This is a genomic window from Arthrobacter sp. FW306-06-A, from assembly GCF_021870055.1.
GTDB lineage: Bacteria > Actinomycetota > Actinomycetes > Actinomycetales > Micrococcaceae > Arthrobacter.
The window spans coordinates 4,348,160-4,372,694 of record NZ_CP084552.1 but is presented as its reverse complement, the minus strand read 5'-3'; the positions used below and the strand labels follow the sequence as shown (position 1 = coordinate 4,372,694).

The window sequence follows — 24,535 nt, the reverse complement described above, 5'->3', positions numbered from 1 at the left end:
CATGACCAACCTCAACGCCGTCGACCCGGCAGCCGTGGCGCAGGACGCGCACCTGGACAATGCCGATGTCGTCATCGGCAAAAACACCATCATCTTCCGCCGGTTCCTGCGCAACAAGACGGCCGTTGCGGGGCTGGCCATCTTCCTGGCCCTGACGGTTTTCTCGTTCATCGGCGGGTTCTTCACCCAGTGGGACAAGGAGACCATCGACCCCTTCAGCATCGGGATGCCGCCGTCAGCCGACCACTACCTCGGCACGTCCCAGGCGGGCATCGACCTCTACGCCATGACCGTCGAGGGCACCAGGATTTCCATCCTGATCGGCCTGGTGGTGGGACTTGTCTCGGTCCTGATCGCCGCGGTCTACGGCTGCACCATGGCCTACTTCGGCGGCAAGGTGGACAAGGTCATGCTGTTCGTCCTGGAAGCGCTGATCATGATGCCGGCGCTCCTGGTGGTGGCAGTGGCCACCAGCGGCGGAGGCGCAGGCCTTAAGCGCGAGCTGCCGTCGTGGCTGCTGCTCATCATCGTCCTGCTGGTGTTCAGCTGGATGGGCACCGCACGCCTGATCCGTTCCATGTCCATGTCGCTGATGCAGCGGGACTTCGTCAAGGCGGCCCAGTACATGGGCGTCCCGCCGCGCCGGATCGTCTGGCGGCACCTGGTGCCGAACATCGGTTCGCTGCTGATCCTGGACATCACCCGCGGCGTCACCGCCGCAATCCTTGCCGAGGTGGCCTTCTCCTTCATCGGCATCGGCATCAAGGTCCCGGATGTGAGCCTCGGCGTGTTGATCGGCGCCGCAACCTCGCAGGTGCAGACCTTCCCATGGATGTTCTGGGTTCCGCTCGCCGTCATGTTCCTGCTGACCGGATCCCTGGCCATGATGAACGACGGCCTGCGTGACGCCTTTGACCCCAGCTCCAGTTCCACCGGCAAGGCCAAGAAGGCCAGGGCCCGGAAAATCACGGCGGAAAAGAAGACGGCATGAGCAGCGAAACCACCACCGGAGCCACCCAGCCAGCACGGTCCGACGTCGAGCGCCTGCACGTGGCAGGGCTACATGCCCCGACGGACGCGGTCCTGTCGGTCCGCGACCTCAACGTCCGTTTCAATTCCGAGAACGGCGTGGTCCACGCGGTCCGGGGCGTCGACTTTGACCTGATGCCGGGAAAGACACTCGGGATCGTGGGTGAATCGGGCTCCGGCAAATCCGTCACCTCCCTGGCCATCATGGGACTCCTCCCGCCAACAGCAGAGGTTTCCGGGTCCGTCCGGCTCAAGGGCCGTGAACTGCTGGGACTCAGCGACAAGGACATGTGCCAGTACCGCGGCAACGACCTGGCGATGGTGTTCCAGGACCCGCTGTCCTCCCTCACGCCGGTCTTCACGGTCGGCACCCAGATCATCGAAGCGCTCACCATCCACCACCCCACCATGAGCAACAAAGCCAAGGAGGCGCGCGCCGTCGAACTCCTGGCCATGGTGGGCATTCCCAGCCCCAAGGAACGGCTGAAAGCCTTCCCGCACGAGTTCTCCGGCGGCATGCGCCAGCGCGTGATGATCGCCATCGCCATCGCCAACAACCCGCGTGTCCTGATCGCCGACGAGCCCACCACGGCCCTGGACGTCACCATCCAGGCGCAGGTCCTCGAAGTGCTGCACACAGCACAGGAGGAGACCGGAGCCGCCGTCGTCATGATCACGCACGACCTGGGCGTGGTGGCCGGGATGGCGGACGACATCATGGTCATGTATGCGGGCAAGCCCGTGGAGACCGGCGCCGTGGACGATATCTACTACAACCCCCGGATGCCCTACACCCTGGGCCTGCTCGGCGCCGTCCCGCGCGTAGACATGGCTGAGAAGACTTCGCTGGTTCCCATCGCGGGCATGCCGCCGAACCTCCTGCAGCCGCCTACCGGTTGTTCGTTCGCACCCCGCTGCCCGCTGGCCTCCGACGCCTGCCTGGAGGGCGAGCCCGCCCTGGAATCCGTCGACGGCCAGGGACTGCACCGTGCCGCCTGCATCAAGTCCGACGCCCTGGGCGGGGATGTGGACGTCCACGATGTGTTCGCGGCCCCGCCCGTGCCGGTGTCCCGCTTCGACGCAATTCCCCGGGCAGAGCGGACCACCGTGCTGCAACTCAAGGACGTGAAGAAGCACTTTCCGCTGACCAGGGGCGCCCTGATCAAGCGCAGGATCGGCACTGTCAAGGCGGTGGATGGCCTGAGCTTCGATATCCGTGAAGGCGAGTGCTTCTCCATCGTGGGCGAATCGGGGTCTGGAAAGACCACCACGCTGCTGGAGATCATGGAGTTCCACCCGGACCAGGACGGCGAGGTGGTGATTGGCGGCCTGAGCAACAAGCAGGCGGCGGACGCTAAGACCAAGGGCAAGATGCGCCGCGAACTCCAGATGGTGTTCCAGGACCCCACCGGTGCCCTGGATCCGCGGTTCACGGTCTACGAGGTCCTTGCCGAGCCGCTGCAGAACGCGGGCATGGACCGCGCCGCCATCAGGAAACGGATCATGGAGCTGATGAAGCTCGTGGGTCTGCAACCGGACCACGTCAACCGCTTCCCCAACCAGTTCTCCGGCGGCCAGCGGCAGCGGATCGGGATCGCCCGCGCGTTGGCCGTCAACCCCAAGCTGGTGGTCCTGGACGAGCCGGTGTCGGCCCTGGACGTGTCCGTCCAAGCCGGCGTCATCAACCTCCTGGACCACCTGCGCGCCGAACTGGGCCTGAGTTACCTGCTGGTGGCGCACGACCTTTCCGTAGTGCGCCACATCTCTAACCGCGTGGCCGTCATGTACCTCGGCAAGATCGTGGAGATCGGGGCCGTGGACCGGGTGTTCGACAACCCCCGCCACCCCTATACCCGGGCGCTGCTCTCCGCCATCCCCGTGCCGGACCCGCAGTTGGAACGCACCCGCGAACGCATCATCCTCCAGGGTGACCTGCCCTCGCCGCTGCAGGCACCCAAGGGCTGCAACTTCGCCACCCGTTGTCCTGTCTTCGCGGCGCTGCCGCCGGCCAAGCAGGAAAAGTGCCTCACCCTCGAACCACCACTGGAAGCTGCGGCATCCGCCACGGACCAGCGGTTCGCCTGCTTCTTCCCGGACGGGGAACTGGATGAGGACATGTTGGTGGTCCACGAACCCGCGGACCACCATGCACCCTGAGACTTCTCGACCCACACGCTCCACCACTCGCACCTATGAAGGGAAAACCATGAGGAAACTGAACAGGATCGGCGGAGCTGCAGCAGTTGCTGCGGCCCTGGCGCTGACGGCCTGCGGCGGCGGTGGCGGTGCCGGCGGCCCCGAAACCGCGAAGGGGCAGGAATCGGGCAGCGACCTGTCCAAACTGATCAGCATCAACGAGAAGCCGGCAGCGGACCTTCAGCAGGGCGGCAAAGTCACCCTGCCGCTGGGTAACATCGGCCCCGACTTCAACGGGTTCTCCAACAACGGCAACAGCGCAGACAACACTGCGCTCCACCGTCCTATCGATGGGGCCGGTACGTGGGGCTGCTGGGACATCGCCTTCGATGGCAAAGTCACGCCCAACAAGGACTTCTGCGAGTCGGTGGACAGCGAAGTCAAGGACGGCAAGCAGACCATCACCATCAAGGTGAACCCCAAGGCCACCTACAACGACGGCACGCCCATTGACGTCAAGGCCTTCAAGAACACCTGGAACATCCTCAAGAGCCCGGACGCCGGCTACGACATCGTCAGCTCCGGCAATTATGAATTCGTTGAGTCCGTGGAGGCGGGCAGCAGTGACAAGGAAGTCATCGTCAAGACGAAGCAGCCGGTCTACCCGCTCGACTCGCTCTTTACGGGTTTGATCCATCCCGCCGTCAACACTCCTGAGATTTTCAATGAAGGCTTCAACGGCAACATGCACCCCGAGTGGATGGCCGGTCCCTTCAAGGTGGACCAGTACGACACCGCCGCCAAGACGGTAAGCCTTGTGCCGAACGACAAGTGGTGGGGCCAGAAGCCGGTTCTGCAGAACGTGGTGTTCCGCCAGCTGGAAACCAGCGCGCAGATCGCCGCGTTCAAGAACGGCGAGATTGATGCCATGAACGCCAACACCATCTCCCTCTACAAGCAGCTGGACGGCACCAAGAACACCGATATCCGCCGCGGCCAGCGGCTGTTCGCCGGCGGCCTGAACCTGAACGCCCAGCGCATCACCGATGTCAACGTCCGCAAGGCGATCTTCGCCGCCGTAGACCGCGAAGCGCTGCGCAAGGTCCGTTTCAACGGCCTCAACTGGGAAGAGCCGAGCTCCGGCTCCATGATGCTGCTGCCGTTCTCCGACTACTACCAGGACAACTACCCGGTCAAGGAAACCGGCGCGGACGCTGCGAAGAAGGTGCTCACTGACGCCGGCTACAAGGCGAACGCCAACGGCGTCATGGAGAAGGACGGCAAGCCCGCCGCCTTCAAGATCAGCAACTTCGGTGACGATCCCACCACCTTGGCTGTGGCCCAAACCCTGCAGAAGCAGCTCCAGGCAGGTGGCATGGACGTGGGCATTGACCAGCGCGCCTCCGCCGACTTCGGCAAAGTCCTGGGCAGCCGCGAATTCGACCTGAGCATCTCCGGCTACACCGTCGGTGCGGATGCCACGGAAGCCGTCAAGCAGTACTACGACTCCAAGACCAATGAGAACAAGCTGGGCGACGCCGAGCTGGATAAGAAGATCGCCGACCTCGCGTCCATCGAGGACAACGCCGCCCGCAACAAGGCAGCCATGGATGTGGAGAAGGAACACATGGCCAAGTACTACTCCATGGGCGTGGTCTTCAACGGCCCGCAGATCTCCTTCGTCCGCACGGGTCTGGCCAACTACGGGCCGTCCCTGTTCCGCAGCCTCTCCCAGGTTCCGGACTGGACCACCATCGGCTGGGAGAAGAAGTAACCACCACTTCGGCGGCCTTAGCCACCTGACGTAGAAGCCGGCATCCCTGGGCACCAGGGGTGCCGGCTTTCTTCTTTGTGCCTTCGGCAGCGGCGGTAGCGTAGTTTCCATGACCGGTACCGAAGGCGAACCCCGCACCATCCGCACCGCCGTTGTCGGCTATGGACTCGCCGGCAGCGTGTTCCACGCGCCGCTGTTGGCCACCAACGCCAGCTACTCGCTTGACGTCATCGCAACATCCGACGCCGGGCGGCAGTCGGCTGCCTCATCCGGGCTCCCGGGGGTGAAGGTGGTGCGCGACGGGGCCGCCGTCCTTGAGCGGGCAGCGGACCTTGACCTTGTGGTGCTGGCGACGCCGCCACTGACCCATCACCCCCTGGCCAAGGCTGCGCTGGAGGCGGGCCTGGACGTGGTGGTGGACAAGCCATTCGCCGTCACCAGCGGGCAGGGACAGGAACTGGTTGACCTGGCCCGGCAGCGGGGCCGCGTCCTGACGGTGTTCCACAACCGCAGGTGGGACGGGGACTTCCTCACCCTGCAAAAGCTGTTGGCCGCCCAGGCCCTGGGTACGGTGACCAGGTTCGAGTCGCGGTTTGAGCGCTGGTCGCCCACCATCGCCAAAGCCTGGAAAGCAAGGGCCACCGCAGCCGACGGGGGAGGAACGCTCTTCGATCTCGGCAGCCACCTGATCGACCAGGCGCTGCAGTTCTTTGGTCCGGCCACCGTGCTGCATGCTGAGCTGACGGCGCGGCGTTCCGACGAACGGGCGGAGGACGACGTCTTCCTGGCCCTGCAGCATAATTCCGGAGTGGTCAGCCACCTGACAATGAACATGCTGTGCGCGCAGCAGGGGCCGCGCTTCCGGGTGCTGGGGTCGATTGGCGGCTTCACCAAGCATGGGGTGGACCCGCAGGAACCGTACATCGCCGCCGGCGGGAGCCCCCTGGACGCGGAGTACGGCGTCGAGGCACCCGAGTGGGCCGGACTCCTGGGCCGCGACGGCCACCTGGACCGGCTTCCCACCGAGCGCGGAAACTACCCGGAGTTCTACCGCCTGCTGGCGAACAAGATCCTCGACGGCGGAGCAGAGTCTCCCCTGCCCCTCCCGGTGAACCCAGAGGACGCCGTTGAGGTCCTAAAGATTATCGAGAGTGCCCGCGAACTGGTTAAAAGCCAATCGATTGCTCCGTAGGTGTCGTTTTGAGGGTTCAAAAGGACAAGTACGGAGCAATCGATGGAGGGACTAGGCCGAAACGAGCTCGTGCCAGTCGGCGACGAGGGGCAGGCCGTGGGCCTCGGACACGGAGTGGTGTGCCACGTGGCCGGCGGCGATGTTGAGGCCGGCGGCGAGGGCCGGATCGCGGTCGAAGGCGGCCTTGACGCCAAGGTTGGCCAGTGCCACGGCGTACCGCAGGGTGACGTTGGTCAGCGCGTAGGTGGAGGTGTTGGGCACGGCGCCGGGCATGTTGGCCACGCAGTAGAAGATGGTCTCGTGCACTTTGTACGTCGGTTCCTGGTGCGTGGTGGGGTGCGTGTCCTCGAAGCAGCCACCCTGGTCCACGGCGATGTCCACCAGGACCGAACCGGGCTTCATGCGGGCCACGAGGTCGTTGGTGACGAGCTTGGGGGCCTTGGCGCCGGGAATCAGGACTGAACCGATCACCAGGTCCGCATCCACCACGGACTTTTCGATTTCGTACTTGTTGGAGGCCACGGTCTTCAGCCGGCCCTGGTACTGGGCGTCCAGTTCACGGAGGCGGTTGATGTTGATGTCCAGGATGGTGACGTCGGCGCCGAGGCCCAGGGCCATGGCTGCGGCATTGGTGCCGGCCACGCCGGCGCCCAGGACAACCACCTTGGCGGGGCGGACGCCGGGCACGCCGCCGAGCAGGACGCCCTTGCCGCCGGCCGGAGCCATCAGTGAGGTGGCACCCACCTGGACGGAGAGGCGGCCGGCAACCTCGGACATCGGGGCCAGCAGCGGGAGGGTCCGGCCCTCCTGGACGGTTTCGTAGGCGATGGCGGTGACGCCGGAGTTGATGAGCTCCTTGGTCAGCTCCGGTTCGGCGGCCAGGTGCAGGTACGTGAAGAGGATCAGGCCCTTGCGGAAGCGGTGGTACTCGGACTTGATGGGTTCCTTGACCTTCATCACCATGTCCGCGCGGGCCCAAACGTCATCGGCTTCGTTGACGATCTCGGCGCCGGCAATTGAATATTCCTCGTCGGTGATGCCCGAGCCCAGGCCCGCCCCACGCTCCACCAGGACGGTGTGTCCGTGGGTGAGGAACTCGTGGACGCCGGCGGCGGTGATGGCCACCCGGAATTCGTTGTTCTTGATCTCTTTGGGGACGCCGATGATCATCGTCTGCTCCAGTTTTTGGGGCCGGTGGGCCGGGAAATGCGGAAGGATTTTGGTGTTTCAACGATAAATCCCGCTGTGAGCCAGCCGACATGACGGGTGGGTGGCGCAGACTTCAAAACCGCGGATTTCTGCGGTTTTTCGCCGCTTCAGCTCGACATCTGTCGAGTCCTGAAGCGTCAGGTGTCGCCTCCTGTCCGTTCGTCCCGGGCGCTTTGAAGGCAGTACTGTTGGCCCATGCAGCAGCAGGGTGTGGAACAGCTCGTGGAACAGGTGGCACAGAAACTGGGCCGCGGCCTGTCCCTGGAGGACCTGGACGGCCTGCTGCTCGCCTACAGCTCCAACCAGTCCCACGCCGACCGGGTCCGCGTGAATTTCCTGCTGAGCAAGAAGGTCCCGGCGGATGTGAGCGCGTGGCAGCTCTCGCATGGGATCGCCACTGCCGTCCGGCCCGTCGTCGTGCCTGCCAACCCGGACCTGGGCATGCTGGGACGGGTCTGCGTCCCGCTGATGGTCCGGGGTTTCCGGGTGGGGTATCTCTGGGTGCAGCAGGACTCGGCGGAGGAAAGCCCGACGGCGATCCTCACCCAGCTGCCGGCCGTCAACCATGAGCTGGAGCTGCTTTCCGGCCTCCTGCTCGACTCCAATACTGCCGAATCCGAATTCCGGCGGAGTCGGGAGCGTGAGTTCCTGCTGGCCTGTTCCGGAGAACCCAACGCGGTGGCGGCGGTGGCGGGATGGAAGGAAGTCCAGGGCCGGGGGCCGTGGCAGATGGTCACGGTACTTGATGCCGACGGGTGGGCCAGCGGCCCGGACCCCATCGCGTCCACACTGATCCACCGCTCCACGGCGCTGCAGGCAACGGTGGGCATGGATGCCGCCCTCTTCAGTGCCGGCACGGAGACCCATTCGGTGGTGCTGTTCCGGGAATCGACCGGCCGCGCCAACCATGCGCAGGTCCTGGTCCACTACCAGCTGGAGCTGGCAAAGCGCTCTGGCCGTCCGGTCCACCGGATCATCCTGGGCATCAGCGAGGGCTTCGCCAAGACCAGGCAGCTCGCCGAGGCATACCGGCAGTCCCGCGTGGCGGCCCAAGCCGCGGCGGTGGATCCGCAGCTGGGCGAGCTGGTGGATTGCAGGTCCACCGGCGTGTACCAGCTCCTGGCTTCGGCCGGGGGAGGAGTGGGGGCCTGGGCGGACTCCGGATCGGTGTACTTCCGAATGCTTGAGGACCACGACCGCAACGGCGAGCTCATCCCCGTGCTGGAACTGCTCTATGACAACGACGGATCGGTCCAGGACGTGGCCGGCAAGCTCCACCTGCACCGGAGCAGCATCTACAACCGGCTGGGCCGGATCCGCCAACTGCTGGGCGTGGACCCCCTGAAGGGGCTTCCCCGCCTGGAACTGCACGCCGCGCTCAAGATGCGCCGGTGGGCCGCGCGGCCCAGGATTTGATGGCGTCGGCCACCAGCCGGGGGCGCAGGTGCTGGACTACGTGCCCCGCTCGCGCTATCTCGACGAAACTGCCCTGCTGCACCACGCGAGAGAGCCGGAGCGACCAATCGCCGCCTGCCACCTGGTCGTGGCTGCCCCGCAGGACCAGGACCGGCACGTTGATCCCCGCGAGCCGCAGCTCGGTTGGATAGGACATCATCACGGGCAACTCAGTCAAGTACCAGCGCGGGCCGCAGCGGAAGTAGTCCGAAACGACGAGCCAGTTGGAGGAGGCGCTCTCGCGGAGGAGCGCATCAAGGAACAGGGCCAAGCCCTGCCGCCGCAGGCTGCGGTGCCGCGAGTCCACCACCGGGCCCATCAGCACCACCCGTTGCGCCTGGCCTGGCGCGTAGAGGGCGGCCTCGATGGCGAACTGCACGCCCATCGAATGCCCCACCAGGATGTACGAGCTGATGCCGCTGGCCTTCAGCACCTGCGCGATGAAGGCGCCATAGTCCGCCACGGACAGCTGCCTGCCGGGCTTGGGCGTTGCGGCGAATCCCGGAAGGTCCAGCGAATAGGTGGGCGCGACGGCGGCAAGTTGGCCATGCAGGCGCCGCAGGTAGCGGTGCGAAACACCGATGCCGTGGATGAGGATATAGGCCGGTGCTGCCGCACCGGCCGCAGCCTCCAGTCCCGGTGCAGGAGTTCCGTCTGACCAGAGGATGCGCCCCTGAAAGCCGTTCGCTTCCACGTCGGCTGACTGCAGCGCAATGTCTTTCCTGGCCCGCGGCCAAGCCATCCGCGTCCGCACTACTCGCCCGCGCCGGCGTTGTCCCCGGCGTTCTTTTCCTGCTTGCGCTTCTGTTCCGCAAGCTTCTGCTTTTCGAGCCAAGCCATGATGTCGGCCGTCCGGATGCGGCGGTGCGAGCCGCGGTACTCCACCGGGATCTCGCCGCGGTCAGTCATGTTGCGTAGGTAGGTGTGCGAGATCCCCGCCAGTTCGGCTGCCTGCGAGGTGGTCAACATGTCCTCCACGCTGCTCACGGTCACCGTCTCGCCACGGCCCAGCCTGGCGAGGAGGTCCACGACGGCGTCCCGCGCCTGTCCGGGCAGGCGGTGGACAGTGCCGTCAACGAACACGGTGATGTCATTGCTGTCCTCAAGGGCGCGCGCAAGGCTGCGCGCATCGCCGGCGGGCAGGCCGGCCGTGACGCGGGGGGCTATCAGTGCCATGCATGTAGCCTATCCCGGCCGCAGCCGGCGTACCGGAGGCGGGCGGGGGGCGTCAGAGCCCCAGCTCCTCCAGGACCGGCAGCTTCTCCCGGACCCATGCCCGTGCCTCGGTGGCGCTCGGTGCGGACAGGGCCAGCTTGGCCAGTTCCTGCGCCTCGGACAGGGTGACCGTCTTCAGGACCGCTGCCACTGCGGCCAGCGAGCGGGCGGTCATGGACAGGGTGCTGACGCCAAGGCCGGTAAGGACGACGGCGAGGGCGGGATCGGCGGCAGCCTCACCACAGACGCCCACGGGCTTGTTGTGGCCTTCCGCGCGGGAGCCTTCGACGGTCAGCCCAACGAGGCGCAGGACCGCGGGCTGCCACGGGGTGTTCAGGTTGGCCAGCGGGCCGAGCTGGCGGTCGGCGGCCATGGCGTACTGCGTGAGGTCGTTGGTTCCCAAGCTCGCGAAGCCGACTTCGCGGAGGATGGATTCGGCGGTGAGGGCCGCGGACGGAACCTCCACCATCACGCCCGGGGTCTTGATGCCGGCGTCAGCGCACATGGAGGCGAAGCGGGCGGCTTCTTCCGCCGTGGAGATCATGGGTGCCATGACCCAGACGTCGGCCTGGGACTGCTGCTCGGCCAGGGCGATGGCTTCCAGCTGCCGGTCAAGGACACCGGGGGTGGTGAAATCAGTGCGGTAGCCGCGGACACCCAGGGCCGGGTTGGGTTCGGTGGAATCGGTCAGGAAGGGCAGCGGCTTGTCGGCGCCGGCATCCAGCGTCCGCAGGACCACCTTCTTGCCGGGGAAGGCGTCGAAGACGCTCTTGTAGGCTGCGGCCTGTTCCTCGACGCTGGGTTCGGTGTCCCGTTCCAGGAAGCAGAACTCGGTGCGGAAGAGCCCCACGCCCTGGGCTCCCAGCTTTGCGGCCGCCTCGGCGTCCTTGCCGCCGCCCACGTTGGCCAGCAGCGGCACTTCGTGGCCGTCCGCCGTCGCGCCCGTGCCGGTGAATTCCGCGAGCAGCGATGCCGTGGCAGCCCAGGCTTCCGCCGTTGCGCGCAGGGAATCGTCCGGCTCGACGGTGATGAGGCCGGCAGCGCCGTCCACGTAGACCTCGGTGCCGTCGGGCAGTTCGTCAACACCGACGGCGGCCACCACGGCGGGCAGGCCGAGGGAGCGGGCGATGATGGCGGTGTGGGACTGGGGGCCGCCGCCGGCGGTGACGAGGGCCAGGACCTTGTTGGGGTCCAGGGTTGCGGTGTCCGCGGGGGCCAGGTCTTCTGCCACCAGGACGAAGGGGGCGTTGGAGGCGGGGATGCCGGGTGCGGCTACGCCCCGCAGCTCGGCGACGATCCGGGCGCGCACATCGAGGACATCGGTGGCGCGTTCGGCCATGTAACCGCCCAGGTTGTGCAGCATTTCGGACACCGAGGAGCCGGATTCCCAGATGGCGCGTTCGGCAGAAACACCCCGGGCCACCAGCTTGGCCGCGCCCTTGATCAGCATGGTGTCCTTGGCCATCAGGGCAGTTGCTTCCAGGACGGCCTTGCCGTCGCCGGTGGCGTGGGCGGCACGGTCCTTCAGTTCGTCGTGCACGGCCTGGGCTGCAGCCTTCAACGCTGCGGTGGCTTCTTCGGCAGTGGTGTCAGGGGCCAGCTGTTCACCGGCGGGAGGCTCGCTGATCGGCTTGGGCATCTGCCGGATCGTGCCGATGACGCGGCCTGGGCTGACGCCTACTCCTGGGAAGTTCTGCACTGAAGGTCCTCATTCTCTGCCGGTAGACAGGCCCGCCAAGTGCTCCGGCGCCATGCCGGGTCCGGCCGGAGGACTGCTACGTCCAGGGGCAGGAAACGTGCCTGAAAAAATTGTATGTGATTCAGTTCATATAGCAACGCTATAGGTGCTAGGGTAGCGGTTATGAGTTTGGATGGCCAGCTTCCCCCCAAAATGCGGCTGCTTCGTGCTGCCGCGGAACTGTTGGCCAATTCCGCGGGAGCCCCGGTCTCCACCCGCCAGATCACCCAGCTGGCGGGGGTTTCGGCTCCCACGCTGTACCACCACTTCGGTGACAAGGAAGGTTTGTTCGACGCCGTCGTCGCCGCAGGGTTTGAAGAATATGTCGCGGGCGAAAGGGATTTCGCCCCCTCCGGACAGCCGCTTGAGGACATCCGGAGAATGTGGGACAACCACGTCCAGTTCGGCCTCAACCAGCCGGAGCTGTACCTGGTGATGTTCGGCAATATCCGCCCGGAAAGCCGGCCGGCCATTGTGGCCGATGCCGAAGCGTTGATGGAGGAGATGCTGAACAAGGCAGCGGCGGCGGGCCAGCTGAATGTCCAGCCAAGGGAGGCGGCCAGGTCCATCCTGGCGGCCAACGTGGGTGTGACGCTGATGCTGATTGCGGAGCCCGCCACCGAACGCAACCTCGAATTGTCCACCATGACCCGGGACGCCATGATCTTCGCGGTGTCCGCCGAGCCTGCCAGCGGCCCGGCCCCGGGCGGCACCGGGAAGTCCTCGGTGGTGGTGGCAGCGATCGCCCTGAACGCCGCACTTCAGGCTTCGCACTCTGACCAGCTTTCCAGCTCGGAACTCAAGCTCTTCCTCGAATGGCTCCACCGGATCTCCACCAGCCCGGCAGGTTAGCCGCACAACCCGGTAATACCCAGCAGTACATCGTCGTAATCATCGAAACCAATCCTGCGGAGCAGCAGGAAATGACGGTTAGGAAATCACATGGCAACAGAGACAGTTGCAAAACCCCGCACCAGCGCGCGCGTGCACGTCCAAAAGTTCGGGACATTCCTGTCCGGCATGATCATGCCCAATATCGGGGCGTTCATCGCCTGGGGCATCATCACCGCCCTCTTCATCGAGAAGGGGTGGCTGCCGGTTCCGCAACTGGGTGGTTTCGGTGAGACTGGCGGGAAGCCGAACATCGGCCTGGTAGGCCCCATGATCACCTACCTGCTGCCGCTGCTCATCGGCTACACCGGCGGCAAGATGGTCTACGACGTCCGCGGCGGCGTGGTGGGAGCAATCGGCACCATGGGCGTGATCGTCGGCGCAGGCATCCCGATGTTCATCGGCGCCATGATCATGGGCCCCCTTGGCGGCTGGACCATGAAGAAGATCGACTCGATCTGGGACGGCAAGATCCGCCCCGGCTTCGAGATGCTGGTCAACAACTTCTCCGCCGGCATCTGGGGCGCCCTGTTGGCGTTGCTGGGGTTCTACGGCATATCGCCTTTGGTCACCGCCTTCAGCACCGCCGCGGGCAATTTCGTGCAGTTCCTGGTACAGAACGGCCTCCTGCCGCTGACCAGCATCTTCATCGAGCCGGCCAAGGTCCTGTTCCTCAACAACGCCATCAACCACGGGGTGCTCACCCCGCTGGGCGTGCAGCAGTCCCTTGAGCAGGGCAAGTCGATCCTCTTCCTGCTGGAAGCCAACCCCGGCCCCGGCCTGGGCCTCCTGCTTGCGTACACATTCTTCGGCCGCGGTGCCGCCAAGGCATCGGCTCCCGGCGCAGCCATCATCCAGTTCCTCGGCGGCATCCACGAGATCTACTTCCCGTACGTCCTGATGCGCCCGCTGCTGATCCTGGGTACCATCGCCGGCGGCATGACCGGCATCGCCACCCTTGCCGTTACCAACTCCGGCCTGGTGGCGCCGGCCGCCCCTGGCTCCATTTTCGCCGTGCTGGCACAGACCTCCCGCGACAGCTACTTCGGCGTGATCCTCTCCGTGGTCCTTGCGGCCGCAGTTTCCTTCCTGGTCTCTTCGGTCATCCTGAAGACCACCAAGCACAGCGACGAAGCGGACCTGGGCGATGCCACCGCCCGCATGGAGGAGATGAAGGGCAAGAAGAGTTCCGTGTCCTCCCACCTGACCGGTGCCGGAACGGCTGCGGGCGCAGCGGCGGGCCGCGGCGGAGTGGGCGTGCTGGCCGGTCCTGTGCGGAACATTGTGTTCGCGTGCGACGCCGGCATGGGCTCCAGTGCCATGGGCGCTTCGGTGCTGCGGAACAAGATGAAGGCGGCCGGCTTCCCGGACGTCAAGGTCACCAACGCCTCCATCGCCAACCTTAGCGACACCTACGACGTGGTGGTCACCCACCAGGACCTGACCGAACGCGCCAAGCCTGTCACCTCCAGCGCCATGCACTACTCGGTGGACAACTTCATGAACAGCCCCCGCTACGACGAGATCGTTGACCTGGTCCGCGAGAGCAACACTGAAGGTACTGCGGCAACCGAAGGGCCGGACGCGGGAGCAGGTACACCCGGCGGCGCCTCCGCCTCCGGGCCGGCAGTGGCAGCGGCGGCCGACGCCGGCACCACCCACGGAGCCCACGCCGCCGACGCCCCGGCCGACGCAGCCCCTGCCCCCGCCGCCGGCTCGCCGGAGATCCTGGCCCGCGAGAGCGTGGTGCTGACCGGTTCGGCCACCACCCGCGACGCCGCCATCGACGAAGCCGGCCGGTTGCTGCTGGCCCGCGGCGCCGTGGACGAGGGCTACATCGCTGCCATGCACGAACGCGAGGAATCGGTGTCCACCTACATGGGCAGCTTCCTGGCCATCCCGCACGGCACCAACGCCGCCAAGGACCACATCCGCAAGTCGGCCGTGTCCGTCATCCGCTACCCGGAAGGCATCGACTGGAACGGCAAGCAGGTGAAGTTCGTGGTGGGCGTTGCCGGCATCAACAACGAGCACCTGCACATCCTGTCCTCCATCGCCAAGGTCTTCACCAACAAGGAGCAGGTGGCCCGCCTGGAAGCCGCCACCTCCGTGGATGAAGTCCTGGACCTCTTCGGAAAGGTCAACGCATAGTGAAGGCAGTACATTTTGGTGCCGGCAACATCGGCCGCGGGTTCGTGGGCCTGCTCCTGCACGATGCCGGGTACGAAGTGGTGTTCGCGGACGTGGCCGAGGAGCTGATCAACCGGCTCAAGGAGGCGGACAGCTACGCGGTGCACGAGGTGGGGGAGAACCCTGCCGTGCGCACCGTGGACAACTTCCGTGCCCTGAACTCCAATGCCCAGAAAGCGGAACTGGTCCAGGAAATTTCGACGGCGGACATCGTCACTACAGCGGTGGGTCCGCACATCCTGAAGTTCGTGGCGCCCGTGATCGCCAAGGGCATCGTTGCGCGGGAGCCGGACCTGGCACCCCTGCAGGTGATGGCCTGCGAGAACGCGATCAACGCCACGGACATCCTGGCCAAGGAGGTGGCATCCCAGCCCGGGGTTACCGCTGCGGTGCTGGACGGCAAGGCAGTTTTCGCCAACACCGCCGTGGACCGGATCGTGCCCAACCAGGAGGCCGGACAGGGCCTGGACGTCACCGTGGAGACCTTTTACGAGTGGGTCATCGACCGCACGGCCTTCGGTGATTCCGCCCCCGTGATCCCCGGTGCCACGTTCGTGGACGACCTTTCGCCCTACATCGAGCGCAAGCTGTTCACGGTCAACACCGGGCACGCCTCGGCGGCCTACTTCGGGTTCGAAGCCGGACTGGAGAAGATCTCCGACGCCATGGCGGACCAGGACGTGGCCGAGGACGTGCGGGCGGTGCTGGAGGAGACCAAGCAGCTGCTGGTGGCCAAGCACGGGTTCAGCAACGACGAGCAGGAAGCTTATGTCCAGAAAATCCTGGTCAGGTTCTCCAACCCGTACCTGCCGGACACCGTCAACCGCGTGGGCCGCGCTCCGCTGCGGAAGCTGAGCCGGCACGAGCGGTTCATCGGCCCGGCCGCGGAACTTGCCGAACGCGGCGTGGTGCCCGAGGCGCTGCTGGGCGCGATCGCCGCCGCGCTGCGGTTCACCGATCCCGCCGATGCCGAGGCCACCGAGCTGGCCGGCATCCTGGGATCGGCCAGCCCCGCCGAGGCCACGGCAAGGATCACCGGCCTGGAGCCGGAGCATCCGCTGTTCAATGCCGTCGCCGTCCTGGTAGAGGAGCGGCAGGCGGAGATGGCCCGCACCCCCGCCTGACCCGGTCACCCGGGACTTACCGACGCACTGCGGAAACCACGACGCCGGCACTTACCCAAGTGCCGGCGTCGTTCTTTGTTTGTGCCAAGCTGGGCGGGTGACCCTTACCCCGGATGCCGCGCCCACAGTGTTCACCGCCGACGTCGACGGCGGCACGTTCCGCCTCCGCCACGCCGCCCGCGCGGACCTGCCCGCCATGGTGCAGCTGCTGGCTGACGATGCTTTGGGGGCCGGCCGCGAGGCCGCCCGGGACCTGGAGCCATACCGGCGCGCCTTCGAAGCGATTGAGGCTGATCCCGCCCACCTGCTGCTGGTAGGGGAAGTAGTGCCCCCGGGCAAGAGCGCGGGACCGGTGGTTGCCACGTTCCAGCTGAGCTTCCTCCCCGGCATCTCCCGCCAGGGAGCCTGGCGCTCGCAGCTGGAGGGCGTCCGGGTGGCAGCGTCCCTTCGCGGCCAGGGCATCGGCAAGCTGATGGTGGGATGGGCTGTGCAGGAGTCCCGGAGCCGGGGCTGCACCCTGATGCAGCTGACCACCCACAAAAGCCGCTCGGCGGCACACCGGTTCTACGAACAACTGGGATTCGAGGCCAGCCACGTCGGCATGAAGCTGGCCCTCTGACGCCTTGACCGTTAGGGTGCCTAAATGTTAGGGTACCTAACGATGAATACCGACGATGCCAAGCTGCAGGAACTTGCCAGCGGGTTCCGCGAAGCCCTCCGCCATAGTGTGTACCTGGTCCGGCGCCTCGACGCCGACGGTGAGCTCAGCGCCGCCCAGCTCAGTACCCTCAAGATGCTGCTCGGTGAAGGCCAGCGCGTCGGCGAGATCGCCCGGAACCTGGGGGTCCGCGTGCCCAGCGCCACGGAACAGATCATCAAGCTTGAGCGCGCGGGCCTGGCCCGCCGCGAGCCGGACCCTGCGGACTCCCGCGCCGTCCGGGTGATCCTGACTGAAGAAGGCCGCGCCGCCGTCGACTCCGCCAACAGGCGCCGCAACCAGGTGATGGCCGAAATCCTCAGCACCCTCACCGACCAGGACCGCAAAGCCCTGGCCGAGGCCCTGCCGGTCATCGACAAAATCAACGCCTCCCTCCAGAACTGAACCGATTCGTACTGAAACTTAGGAGTACCCTCCATGGACGGCCAGCTCGCAGAATCCCTGCAAGCACCAGAATCAACTTTGCAGGCTGAAAAAGCCTCATTCCTGAAGCAGCCCAAGGCGGTATGGGCAACCGCCCTCGCCGCGGTGTTCGCCTTCATGGGCATCGGGCTGGTGGACCCCATCCTCCCGGCCATCGCCACCAACCTGGACGCCAGCCCCAGCCAGGTATCCCTGCTGTTCACCAGCTACTTCCTGGTCACGGCGCTGGCCATGCTGATTACCGGCTTCGTCTCCTCCCGGATCGGCGGCAAAAAGACGCTGCTGATCGGCCTGGCCGTCATCGTAGTCTTCTCCTCGCTGTCCGGCCTGTCGGCAAGCGTCGGTGAACTGGTGGGCTTCCGCGCCGGCTGGGGGCTGGGCAACGCCCTCTTCGTGGCCACCGCCCTCGCCGTGATCGTGGGCGTGGCCAGCGGCGGCGCCGGCACCGCCATCATCCTCTACGAAGCCGCCCTGGGCCTTGGCATCTCCCTCGGCCCGCTCCTTGGCGCCCTCCTGGGCGGTTGGCAGTGGCGCGCACCCTTCTTCGGCACCGCCGTCCTGATGGCCGCCGCCTTCATCGCCTTGATCGCCCTGCTGCCCAACACGCCGCTGCCCGAACGCAAGGTGCGCCTGCGCGATCCCCTGCTGGCGCTGGGCCACAAGGGACTGCGAACGACGGCGGCAAGCGGCCTGTTCTACAACTACGGCTTCTTCACCATCCTGGCTTTCACCCCGTTCATCCTGGGCATGAATGCATATGGAATCGGCGGCGTCTTCTTCGGCTGGGGCGTTGCCGTGGCCGTGTTCTCCGTCTTCGTAGCACCGCCCCTGCAGAACCGCTTCGGCGCCGTCAAGGTCCTGACCGGAACGCTGTTCCTGCTCATGCTGGACCTCGCCGGGCTGGGACTGGCAGCCGGGCACTCGGTTCCCGCCGTCGTCGTCCTGGTCATCGCGGCCGGTGCGCTCCTGGGCATCAACAACACCATCTACACCGAACTGGCCATGGGTGTGTCCGATTCGCCGCGGCCCGTGGCGTCCTCCGGCTACAACTTTGTCCGCTGGATGGGCGGCGCGCTGGCACCGTTCCTGGCGGCGCAGCTCGGTGAACACTTTGGCCCGCAGGTTCCGTTCTTCGCCGGCGCTCTGGCGATGGTGATCGCCATCGCCATCGCCTTCGGCGGACGCAAGTACCTGTCCTCGCACGAACCGCACGTCGTCTAACCACTGCTCTTCAAACAGCAGACCCTCCATCACGCCACGTGATGGAGGGTCTGCTGTTTTCCTGCGAAAGGGGAGGCGGCGTTACTTCACCTTCGCCGACCCCTTCGGCACGAACAGGGTCTCCGCCTGCTCCAGGGACATCCCGTTGGTCTCCGGCACCTTGAACATCACAAAGAAGAAGGACGCGGCCGCGAACAGGGCGTACATGGCGTAGGTCAGCGGCAGCGAGGCGGCGGCCATCGCCGGGAAGCTGAGGGTGATCACGAAGTTGGCCACCCACTGCGCCGCGGCGGCAAGGCCCAGGGCGCGGGCGCGGATCCTGGACGGGAAGATCTCACCCAGGAGGACCCACACCAGCGGGCCCCAGGAGGCGCCGAAGCTGATGACGAAGACGTTGGCGGCCACCAGGGCAACAGGACCCCAGGCGCCGGGGAGGGTGATGTCCTCGCCGCTGCCGGTTGCGGACGAGAATGCCAGCGCCATGGCGCCCAGGGACACGGCCATGCCCACGGATCCGGTCAGGAGGATGGGGCGGCGGCCCACCCGGTCCACCAGGGCGATGGCCACCAGGGTGACCAGGATGTTGGTGACGGACGTTGCCACCGAGATGGCCAGGGAGTCCTTCTCCTGGAAGCCCACTGCCTTCCACAGCGTGGTGGAGTAGTAGAAGATCACGTTAATGCCCACGAACTGCTGCAGCACGGAGAGGGTGATGCCCACCCAGACCACGGCCTGCAGGCCCAGGGTCTTGCCGCGCAGGGAGCCCTTCTGGCCGGCGAGCTTGTCCTCCTCGATGGCTTCCTGGATGTCGCGGATGTGCCGGTCGGTGTCCTCGGAGGGGGCGATGGAGGCGAAGACCTTCCGGGCCTCCTCCTCCTTGCCCTTGAAGACCAGGAACCGGGGGGATTCGGGCAGGGTGAAGGCGATCCAGCCGTAGACGACGGCGGGGATTGCTGCGGCAAGGAACATCCAGCGCCACGCTTCAATGCCCAGCCAGAAGCGCTGGTCCGCACCGCCTGCGCTGGTGGCCAGGAGCGCGTCCGACAACAGTGCCGCGAAGATGCCGGTGGTGATGGCCAGCTGCTGCAGCGAGGCCAGGCGGCCGCGGACCTTCCGGGGTGAAATCTCGGAGATGTAGGCGGGGGCGATAACGGAGGCCAGGCCGATGCCCAGCCCGCCCACCAAGCGCCAGAACACCAGGTCCCATACGCCGAAGGCGAAGCCGGTACCCAGGGCGCTGACCAGGAAGAGCAGTGCGCCCAGCTTCATGGCGGGGATGCGGCCATGGCGGTCCGCCACCCTGCCCGCCAGGAAGGCGCCCGCCGCGCAGCCCAGGAGGGCGACGGCCACGGCGAAGCCGGTCACGGCCTCGGACAGCGCGAATTCTCCCTTCAGGGCGTCCACGGCACCGTTGACCACGGACGAGTCGAACCCGAAGAGGAATCCGCCCACCGCCCCCGCGAGGGCCAGCCAGATCACCCGCCGCGGTATCCCGGTGTTGGTCTGCTCCTGTGCAGTGGGCATGGTTCTCCCTGGGTTCTGGAATGGGTGGAAGCGGTGCGGACGTCGTCGGCTGCAGAACCGGCCGAATGGCCAGTGTACTTACGGTAGTGTTCCACGCCATGGCTCCCCGATCCACTTAGGGGGCCCGCCCAAGCGGTGATGCGCGCCAAAAAGAAGACGACGACGGCGGGCCGTGCCGCCGTCGTCGTCTGGTCTTAGTGCCCGGGCTAGTGTGCCGGGATCTGCATGTCGTCCTTGTCCTGCGGCGAGGCCTTCTGGTCTGTCAGCTTCTTCCGCGGCAGGGCGAAGCTGATGAGGAACGCCAGGCCGGTGAGCGCCGCAGCCGTCAGCATCACCGTGTCGATGGACGTGGCGAACCCTTCGGTGATGGGGCGGGTCAGCGTGCTGTTGGCCGTGTGCAGCCAGCTGGTGTCGTTCAGCGAATCGTTGGAGGCGCCGTTCTTGAAGAAGTCGTACAGCTTGGCGTTGGCCGGGTCCGAAGCCACCGCGGGATCCTTGAGGACGGCCAAATAGGCAGGATCCGTGGCGGCGGACTTCATGCCCTCGGCGATCCTGTCAGCGGCCAGGCTGAACAGCATGGAGATGAAGACGGCGGTGCCCACGGCGCCGCCCATGGAGCGGAAGAAGGCGGCGGAGGAGGTTCCCACGCCCATGTCGCGCGGCGGCACCGAGGTCTGCATGGCCAGGGTGAGCGGCTGCATGCAGAAGCCCAGGCCGACGCCGAAGAACACCGCGATCAGGCCGGGAACCCACAACCCTGTGTCCACTTTCAGGACCGAGCCCATCACCAGGGCGGCGGCGGTGAGGATGCCGGTGCCCATGATGGGGAAGATGCGGAATGTGCCGGAGGCCGAAATGGTGCGGCCGGCGGTGATGGAGCCAAAGAGGATGCCGACGGTGAAGGTGATCATCATCAGGCCGGCCTCCGTGGGGGTGAGGCCCTTGACCAGCTGCAGGTACATGGGGAGCATCGCGATGGCACCGAACATGCCGATGCCGATGATGAAGTTCAGCAGCGAGGACAGCCCGAACGTGATGTTGCTGAAGAGCCGCAGCGGAATCAGGGCATAGTCGCCCGCGCGCTTCTCGGCGAGCAGGAACCACGCGATGCCCAGGATGCCCACCCCGTAGCAAAGGAACGAGTTGGTGGACGCCCAGCCCCACGAGCGGCCCTGTTCGGCCACCAGGAGCAGCGGAACGATGGCCACCGTGATGGCGGCGGCGCCCCAGTAGTCGATCCTCTGCTTGAGGTGTTTCGCCGGCAGGTGCAGGAACAGGAACACCACCACCAGGGCGGCCAGTCCGATGGGCACGTTGATGAAGAAGACCCAGCGCCAGCCGTCAAAGCCCAGGATGTTGGCGGAGCCGGCGAACGCGCCGCCCACCACCGGGCCCAGGACCGAGGAGATGCCGAACACGGACATGAAGTAGCCCTGGTACTTGGCGCGGTCCTTCAAGGAAACGATGTCCCCGATGATGGTCAGCGCCAGGGCCAGCAGGCCGCCGGCGCCCAGGCCCTGGATGCCGCGGGCAATGGCAAGCTCGGTCATCGAGTGCACGGACCCGGCGTAGATGGAGCCCACCAGGAAGACGGCGATCGCGGTCAGGTACAGCGGACGGCGGCCAAAGATGTCGCTCAGCTTGCCGTACAGCGGGGTGCTGACAGTGGAGGTGATGAGGTAAGCCGTGGTGGCCCACGCCTGCAGCGAGAGCCCGTCCAGGTCATTGGCGATGGTGTAGATGGACGTGGAAACGATGGTCTGGTCAAGGGACGCCAGGAACATGCCCAGCATCAGGCCCACCATCACGGTGACGATCTGGCGTCGCGTCAGGGTTTCTCCCGCGCCGGGCGCGGCCGTGGATTTGGACATGGGTGCTCCAAGGGAAAGAAAAGGATATAAGCAGCGATAGTTGCTTTCAGTAACTATCTTACCCGCTCTTTCTATTCCCCGCCCTGCGGACTTTTCCGCTACGGCTCCACGAGGATTCCGTCCGGGTCGCACCAGACGGTGGCTCCGGGGCGGAAGGTCACGCCGTCAATCACCACATCCACGTCCACCTCGCCTGCGCCGGCCTTCAAGCTCTTCCTTGGGTTGCTGCCCAGGGCCTTGACGCCCAGGTCCAGCCGCGCGATGGCCAGTCGGTCGCGGATGGCCCCATTGATGACGACGCCGGCCCACCCGTTCGCCACGGCGCTTTCGGCGATCATGTCCCCCATCAGCGCGGTGCCCAGCGAACCGCCGCCGTCCACCACCAGCACGGCCCCGTTGCCTGGGGAATTGAGCGTCGACTTCACCAGGGCGTTGTCCTGGAAGCAGCGGATGGTGCGCACGGGACCGCTGAAGTGCGAGCGGCCGCCCAGGGACTGGAACTGCAGGGAGACGGACGCCAGTTCGTCCCCGCGCTCATCGTAAAGGTCTGCCGTGTTCACCGCTGTGCCTTCTGCCGGGGTGGGTGCGCTCATCTGGGTCTCCTTTGTCCTTGCCAACGTTGTTCCTTGGGCGATAGGCCGCCAATTGCCCGGGCGGCCGGCTACCGCCCACGATAGTCTGATCCCACCGCCAACCGGCCGCAGCAGGGGGAGCCAAGCCAATGAGTCCGTTCCACACGCCCGTGCCGCCGGGTGGCACCTCCGAAGGTGTTAGTACGACGGCGGCGCTCGCCGAACCGGTGCACAAAGTAACCGCCCGCTGGGTCACCGGCCTGGTGCTGGTGAACGTGGGCATCAACGCGGCGTTCTTCGGCCCCATCAACGTGTTTATCGGCCAGCAGGCGATCAGCATCGACGCGCCCGGCAAGGAGGCTATCCTTTCGCTGGTCACGGCCTGTGGCGCGGCGGTCTCCCTGGTGGCCAATCCACTCTTCGGTGCGCTCTCGGACCGGACCACCTCCCGCTTCGGGCGGCGCGCGCCATGGGTGCTGGCCGGTGCGGTGCTGGCCACTGCGGCGCTGCTGGCCATGTCCTTCTCCGGTGCCGTGGCGCTGATGGTGCTGTTCTGGTGTCTGGTGCAGCTTGGCGCGAATGCCGCTTATGCTGCCATCACCGCCGCCGTCCCCGACCGGGTACCGGTGGTCCAGCGCGGGGGAGTGGGCGGGCTTGCCGCCATGGGCCAGACACTTGGAATCCTCACCGGAGCCGTCTTCGGTGCCGTGGTGTCAGGCAACTTCATGGTGGGTTACTGGCTGTGCGCCGGGGCGCTGCTGGTGTCCGTGCTGCCATACCTGTTCCGTAGCAACGACCCCGCACTGCCGAAGGACGCTGCCGGACGGTTCGGGCTTGGCCGGTTCCTGCGCGGATTCTGGATCAGCCCCCGGCGCTACCCTGACTTTGCCTGGGCCTGGCTGACGCGGTTCCTGGTGAACGTTGGCAACCAGCTGACCATCGTGTACCTGCTCTTCTTCCTGCGGGACATCATCAAATACCAGGATCCGGCCACCGGCGTGCTGGTCCTGACGGGGATTTATGCCGTGATGGTGATGATCACCGCAGTGTTGGCGGGGCCCTGGAGCGACCGGATGGGGAGACGGAAGCCCTTCGTCATCGGCTCCTCCGCCACCATTGCCATGGCCGGCGCCATCATGGCGTTCTTCCCTGTGTGGCCGGGCGCCCTTGCCGGCGCCGCCGTGCTCGGCATCGGCTTCGGCGCATACCTGGCCGTGGACTTCGCACTGCTCACCCAGGTCCTGCCCTTCGCCGTCAGCCGCGGCAGGGACATGGGCGTCATCAACGTGGCCAACTCCCTGCCGCAGGTGGTCGCCCCGGCGCTGGCGCTGCTGGCCGTGACCTACGGGGGCGGCTACCGGACACTGTTCCTGACGGCAGCCGTCATTGGGCTGCTGGGCGCCGTCTTCGTGGTGAAAATCAAGGGCGTCAGCTAACCCTGGAGGTACCGATAGTAAGGCTGGCTGACAAATTAGGGCATGGTTCCGTGCCGTATAGTTGAACCCGGCTGCAGGGCGGTACGGAAGTGGGGGCGCTCCTGGCCGCAGTCGCTAAAACACAACCCCGGAATGCTGATGCCCGAGACTTTTTCAGACCATCCGCCCATGGCCGCCCGGCCTTCCGCTCCACGCCAGCGCCTCCGCTACACGCGGATCCTCGATACAGCTGCAGGGTTCGCCCGCACGGGACTCGACGGTGTGGAACTCTCCCAGGTCGCAGAAAAAGCAGACGTACCGCTGGGCACCCTTTACCGCTACTTTCCGTCGCCCACGCACCTGATGCTGGCGCTGTACCGGCAGCAGCTTGATGAGCTGCAGGCCGGAACCCGCAATTCCTCCCCCCGCTTCCGTGGCCGAGCACTTTCGGGCCTGCTGATGGAGATCTTCCACATGCGCGTCATGCAGCCCGCCGTGGAGCAGTGCCTTAGCCGGGGCGTGTACCTCCCGGAGAAGGACACCACCGACCTCCTGCGCGAGATCGACGCGCTCAGTGAGAAGCTCGTCACCACCGCCTGCGGCGACGCCGTAGGGGCGCGGGTCCTCCTGCTGACCGTCACTGGTCTGGTCCAGTCCGTCCGGAACCGCCGGCTTTCCCTCTTCGAAGCCGAGGAAGACCTCAAAAAGGCGTGCGGCAGGCTGTCTCCCGCGGCCGACTCCGGGTTCACAGTTACCAAATCCGCGTAACTGGTCTAGACCAAAAGCGGATTAAATCCGCCATAATGCCGTGATCTGGACCATAAAAACGGGTGCCTAA

General features: G+C 66.1%; 19 protein-coding genes and 1 pseudogene. 13 read left to right on the top strand and 7 right to left on the bottom strand.

What is annotated here, in order from left to right:
• Window position 1 precedes the first annotated feature (1 nt).
• From LFT49_RS20405 to LFT49_RS20390, 4 genes are all read left to right on the top strand, one after another.
• Window positions 2–991, top strand: a complete 990-nt coding sequence (locus LFT49_RS20405) for an ABC transporter permease (protein WP_236800252.1) — start codon at window positions 2–4, stop codon at window positions 989–991.
• Window positions 988–3,186 (top strand): ABC transporter ATP-binding protein, encoded by a 2,199-nt coding sequence (locus tag LFT49_RS20400; protein ID WP_237429238.1) that lies wholly within the window; start codon window positions 988–990, stop codon window positions 3,184–3,186. The genes LFT49_RS20405 and LFT49_RS20400 overlap by 4 nt, the downstream gene beginning before the upstream one ends.
• A gap of 49 nt (window positions 3,187–3,235) precedes the next feature.
• Window positions 3,236–4,939: an ABC transporter family substrate-binding protein gene (locus LFT49_RS20395; protein WP_236820809.1), complete on the top strand. Its 1,704-nt coding sequence runs from the start codon at window positions 3,236–3,238 to the stop codon at window positions 4,937–4,939.
• A 109-nt stretch (window positions 4,940–5,048) separates the two neighbouring features.
• The gene (locus tag LFT49_RS20390; RefSeq protein ID WP_237429237.1) at window positions 5,049–6,131 is read left to right on the top strand and encodes a Gfo/Idh/MocA family protein; all 1,083 of its coding nucleotides are present in this window, start codon (window positions 5,049–5,051) and stop codon (window positions 6,129–6,131) included.
• A gap of 51 nt (window positions 6,132–6,182) precedes the next feature.
• Here LFT49_RS20390 and ald read toward each other — a convergent pair whose 3' ends face one another.
• Window positions 6,183–7,301: an alanine dehydrogenase gene (gene ald / locus LFT49_RS20385; RefSeq protein ID WP_236800248.1), complete on the bottom strand. Its 1,119-nt coding sequence runs from the start codon at window positions 7,299–7,301 to the stop codon at window positions 6,183–6,185.
• Window positions 7,302–7,390: 89 nt separating this feature from the next.
• Between ald and LFT49_RS20380 the strand changes: the two are divergent.
• Window positions 7,391–8,756, top strand: a pseudogene (locus tag LFT49_RS20380) (PucR family transcriptional regulator).
• Here the strand turns inward: LFT49_RS20380 and LFT49_RS20375 are convergent.
• The 3 genes from LFT49_RS20375 to ptsP are packed head-to-tail and all read right to left on the bottom strand — an operon-like array spanning window position 8,719 to window position 11,709.
• Complete coding sequence (locus LFT49_RS20375) at window positions 8,719–9,537, bottom strand: alpha/beta fold hydrolase (RefSeq protein ID WP_236800247.1); 819 nt, start codon at window positions 9,535–9,537, stop codon at window positions 8,719–8,721. The pseudogene LFT49_RS20380 and the gene LFT49_RS20375 overlap by 38 nt on opposite strands.
• 11 nt (window positions 9,538–9,548) lie before the next feature.
• Entirely contained in the window at window positions 9,549–9,971 is a 423-nt protein-coding gene (locus tag LFT49_RS20370; protein ID WP_236800246.1) for a helix-turn-helix domain-containing protein, read from the bottom strand.
• Between the two features lie 52 nt (window positions 9,972–10,023).
• Window positions 10,024–11,709 carry a phosphoenolpyruvate--protein phosphotransferase gene (gene ptsP, locus LFT49_RS20365; protein WP_236800245.1) on the bottom strand — a complete coding sequence of 562 codons (1,686 nt, stop codon included), beginning with the start codon at window positions 11,707–11,709 and terminating at the stop codon, window positions 10,024–10,026.
• A 162-nt stretch (window positions 11,710–11,871) separates the two neighbouring features.
• On the opposite strand from ptsP, the gene LFT49_RS20360 reads away from it, so the two are divergent.
• The 6 genes from LFT49_RS20360 (at window position 11,872) to LFT49_RS20335 (ending at window position 18,315) form a co-directional block, all read left to right on the top strand.
• Window positions 11,872–12,600: a TetR/AcrR family transcriptional regulator gene (locus tag LFT49_RS20360; protein WP_159629673.1), complete on the top strand. Its 729-nt coding sequence runs from the start codon at window positions 11,872–11,874 to the stop codon at window positions 12,598–12,600.
• Between the two features lie 90 nt (window positions 12,601–12,690).
• The gene (locus tag LFT49_RS20355; RefSeq protein WP_237429236.1) at window positions 12,691–14,790 is read left to right on the top strand and encodes a PTS mannitol transporter subunit IICBA; all 2,100 of its coding nucleotides are present in this window, start codon (window positions 12,691–12,693) and stop codon (window positions 14,788–14,790) included.
• Window positions 14,790–15,953 carry a mannitol-1-phosphate 5-dehydrogenase gene (locus LFT49_RS20350; protein ID WP_237429235.1) on the top strand — a complete coding sequence of 388 codons (1,164 nt, stop codon included), beginning with the start codon at window positions 14,790–14,792 and terminating at the stop codon, window positions 15,951–15,953. The genes LFT49_RS20355 and LFT49_RS20350 overlap by 1 nt, the downstream gene beginning before the upstream one ends.
• Window positions 15,954–16,050: 97 nt before the next feature.
• On the top strand, window positions 16,051–16,572 hold the full coding sequence (locus LFT49_RS20345) for a GNAT family N-acetyltransferase (RefSeq protein ID WP_442863718.1): 522 nt from the start codon (window positions 16,051–16,053) through the stop codon (window positions 16,570–16,572).
• A 42-nt stretch (window positions 16,573–16,614) separates the two neighbouring features.
• On the top strand, window positions 16,615–17,055 hold the full coding sequence (locus LFT49_RS20340) for a MarR family winged helix-turn-helix transcriptional regulator (protein WP_236820804.1): 441 nt from the start codon (window positions 16,615–16,617) through the stop codon (window positions 17,053–17,055).
• A 33-nt stretch (window positions 17,056–17,088) separates the two neighbouring features.
• Window positions 17,089–18,315 (top strand): MFS transporter, encoded by a 1,227-nt coding sequence (locus LFT49_RS20335; protein WP_236800241.1) that lies wholly within the window; start codon window positions 17,089–17,091, stop codon window positions 18,313–18,315.
• An 81-nt stretch (window positions 18,316–18,396) separates the two neighbouring features.
• Here the strand turns inward: LFT49_RS20335 and LFT49_RS20330 are convergent, their stop codons facing one another.
• The 3 genes from LFT49_RS20330 to rraA all read right to left on the bottom strand — a co-directional run bounded on the left by LFT49_RS20330 (window position 18,397) and on the right by rraA (window position 22,303).
• Window positions 18,397–19,839 carry a sugar porter family MFS transporter gene (locus LFT49_RS20330; RefSeq protein WP_237429234.1) on the bottom strand — a complete coding sequence of 481 codons (1,443 nt, stop codon included), beginning with the start codon at window positions 19,837–19,839 and terminating at the stop codon, window positions 18,397–18,399.
• 206 nt (window positions 19,840–20,045) lie between these two features.
• Complete coding sequence (locus tag LFT49_RS20325) at window positions 20,046–21,710, bottom strand: MDR family MFS transporter (protein ID WP_236800239.1); 1,665 nt, start codon at window positions 21,708–21,710, stop codon at window positions 20,046–20,048.
• Between the two features lie 98 nt (window positions 21,711–21,808).
• On the bottom strand, window positions 21,809–22,303 hold the full coding sequence (gene rraA / locus LFT49_RS20320) for a ribonuclease E activity regulator RraA (RefSeq protein WP_236800238.1): 495 nt from the start codon (window positions 22,301–22,303) through the stop codon (window positions 21,809–21,811).
• Between the two features lie 128 nt (window positions 22,304–22,431).
• On the opposite strand from rraA, the gene LFT49_RS20315 reads away from it, so the two are divergent.
• Both LFT49_RS20315 and LFT49_RS20310 read left to right on the top strand, forming a co-directional pair.
• Window positions 22,432–23,718 carry an MFS transporter gene (locus LFT49_RS20315; RefSeq protein WP_237429233.1) on the top strand — a complete coding sequence of 429 codons (1,287 nt, stop codon included), beginning with the start codon at window positions 22,432–22,434 and terminating at the stop codon, window positions 23,716–23,718.
• A 138-nt stretch (window positions 23,719–23,856) separates the two neighbouring features.
• Window positions 23,857–24,465, top strand: coding sequence for a TetR/AcrR family transcriptional regulator (locus LFT49_RS20310; protein WP_237429232.1), 609 nt, complete (start codon window positions 23,857–23,859; stop codon window positions 24,463–24,465).
• The last annotated feature ends 70 nt before the right edge of the window (window positions 24,466–24,535 follow it).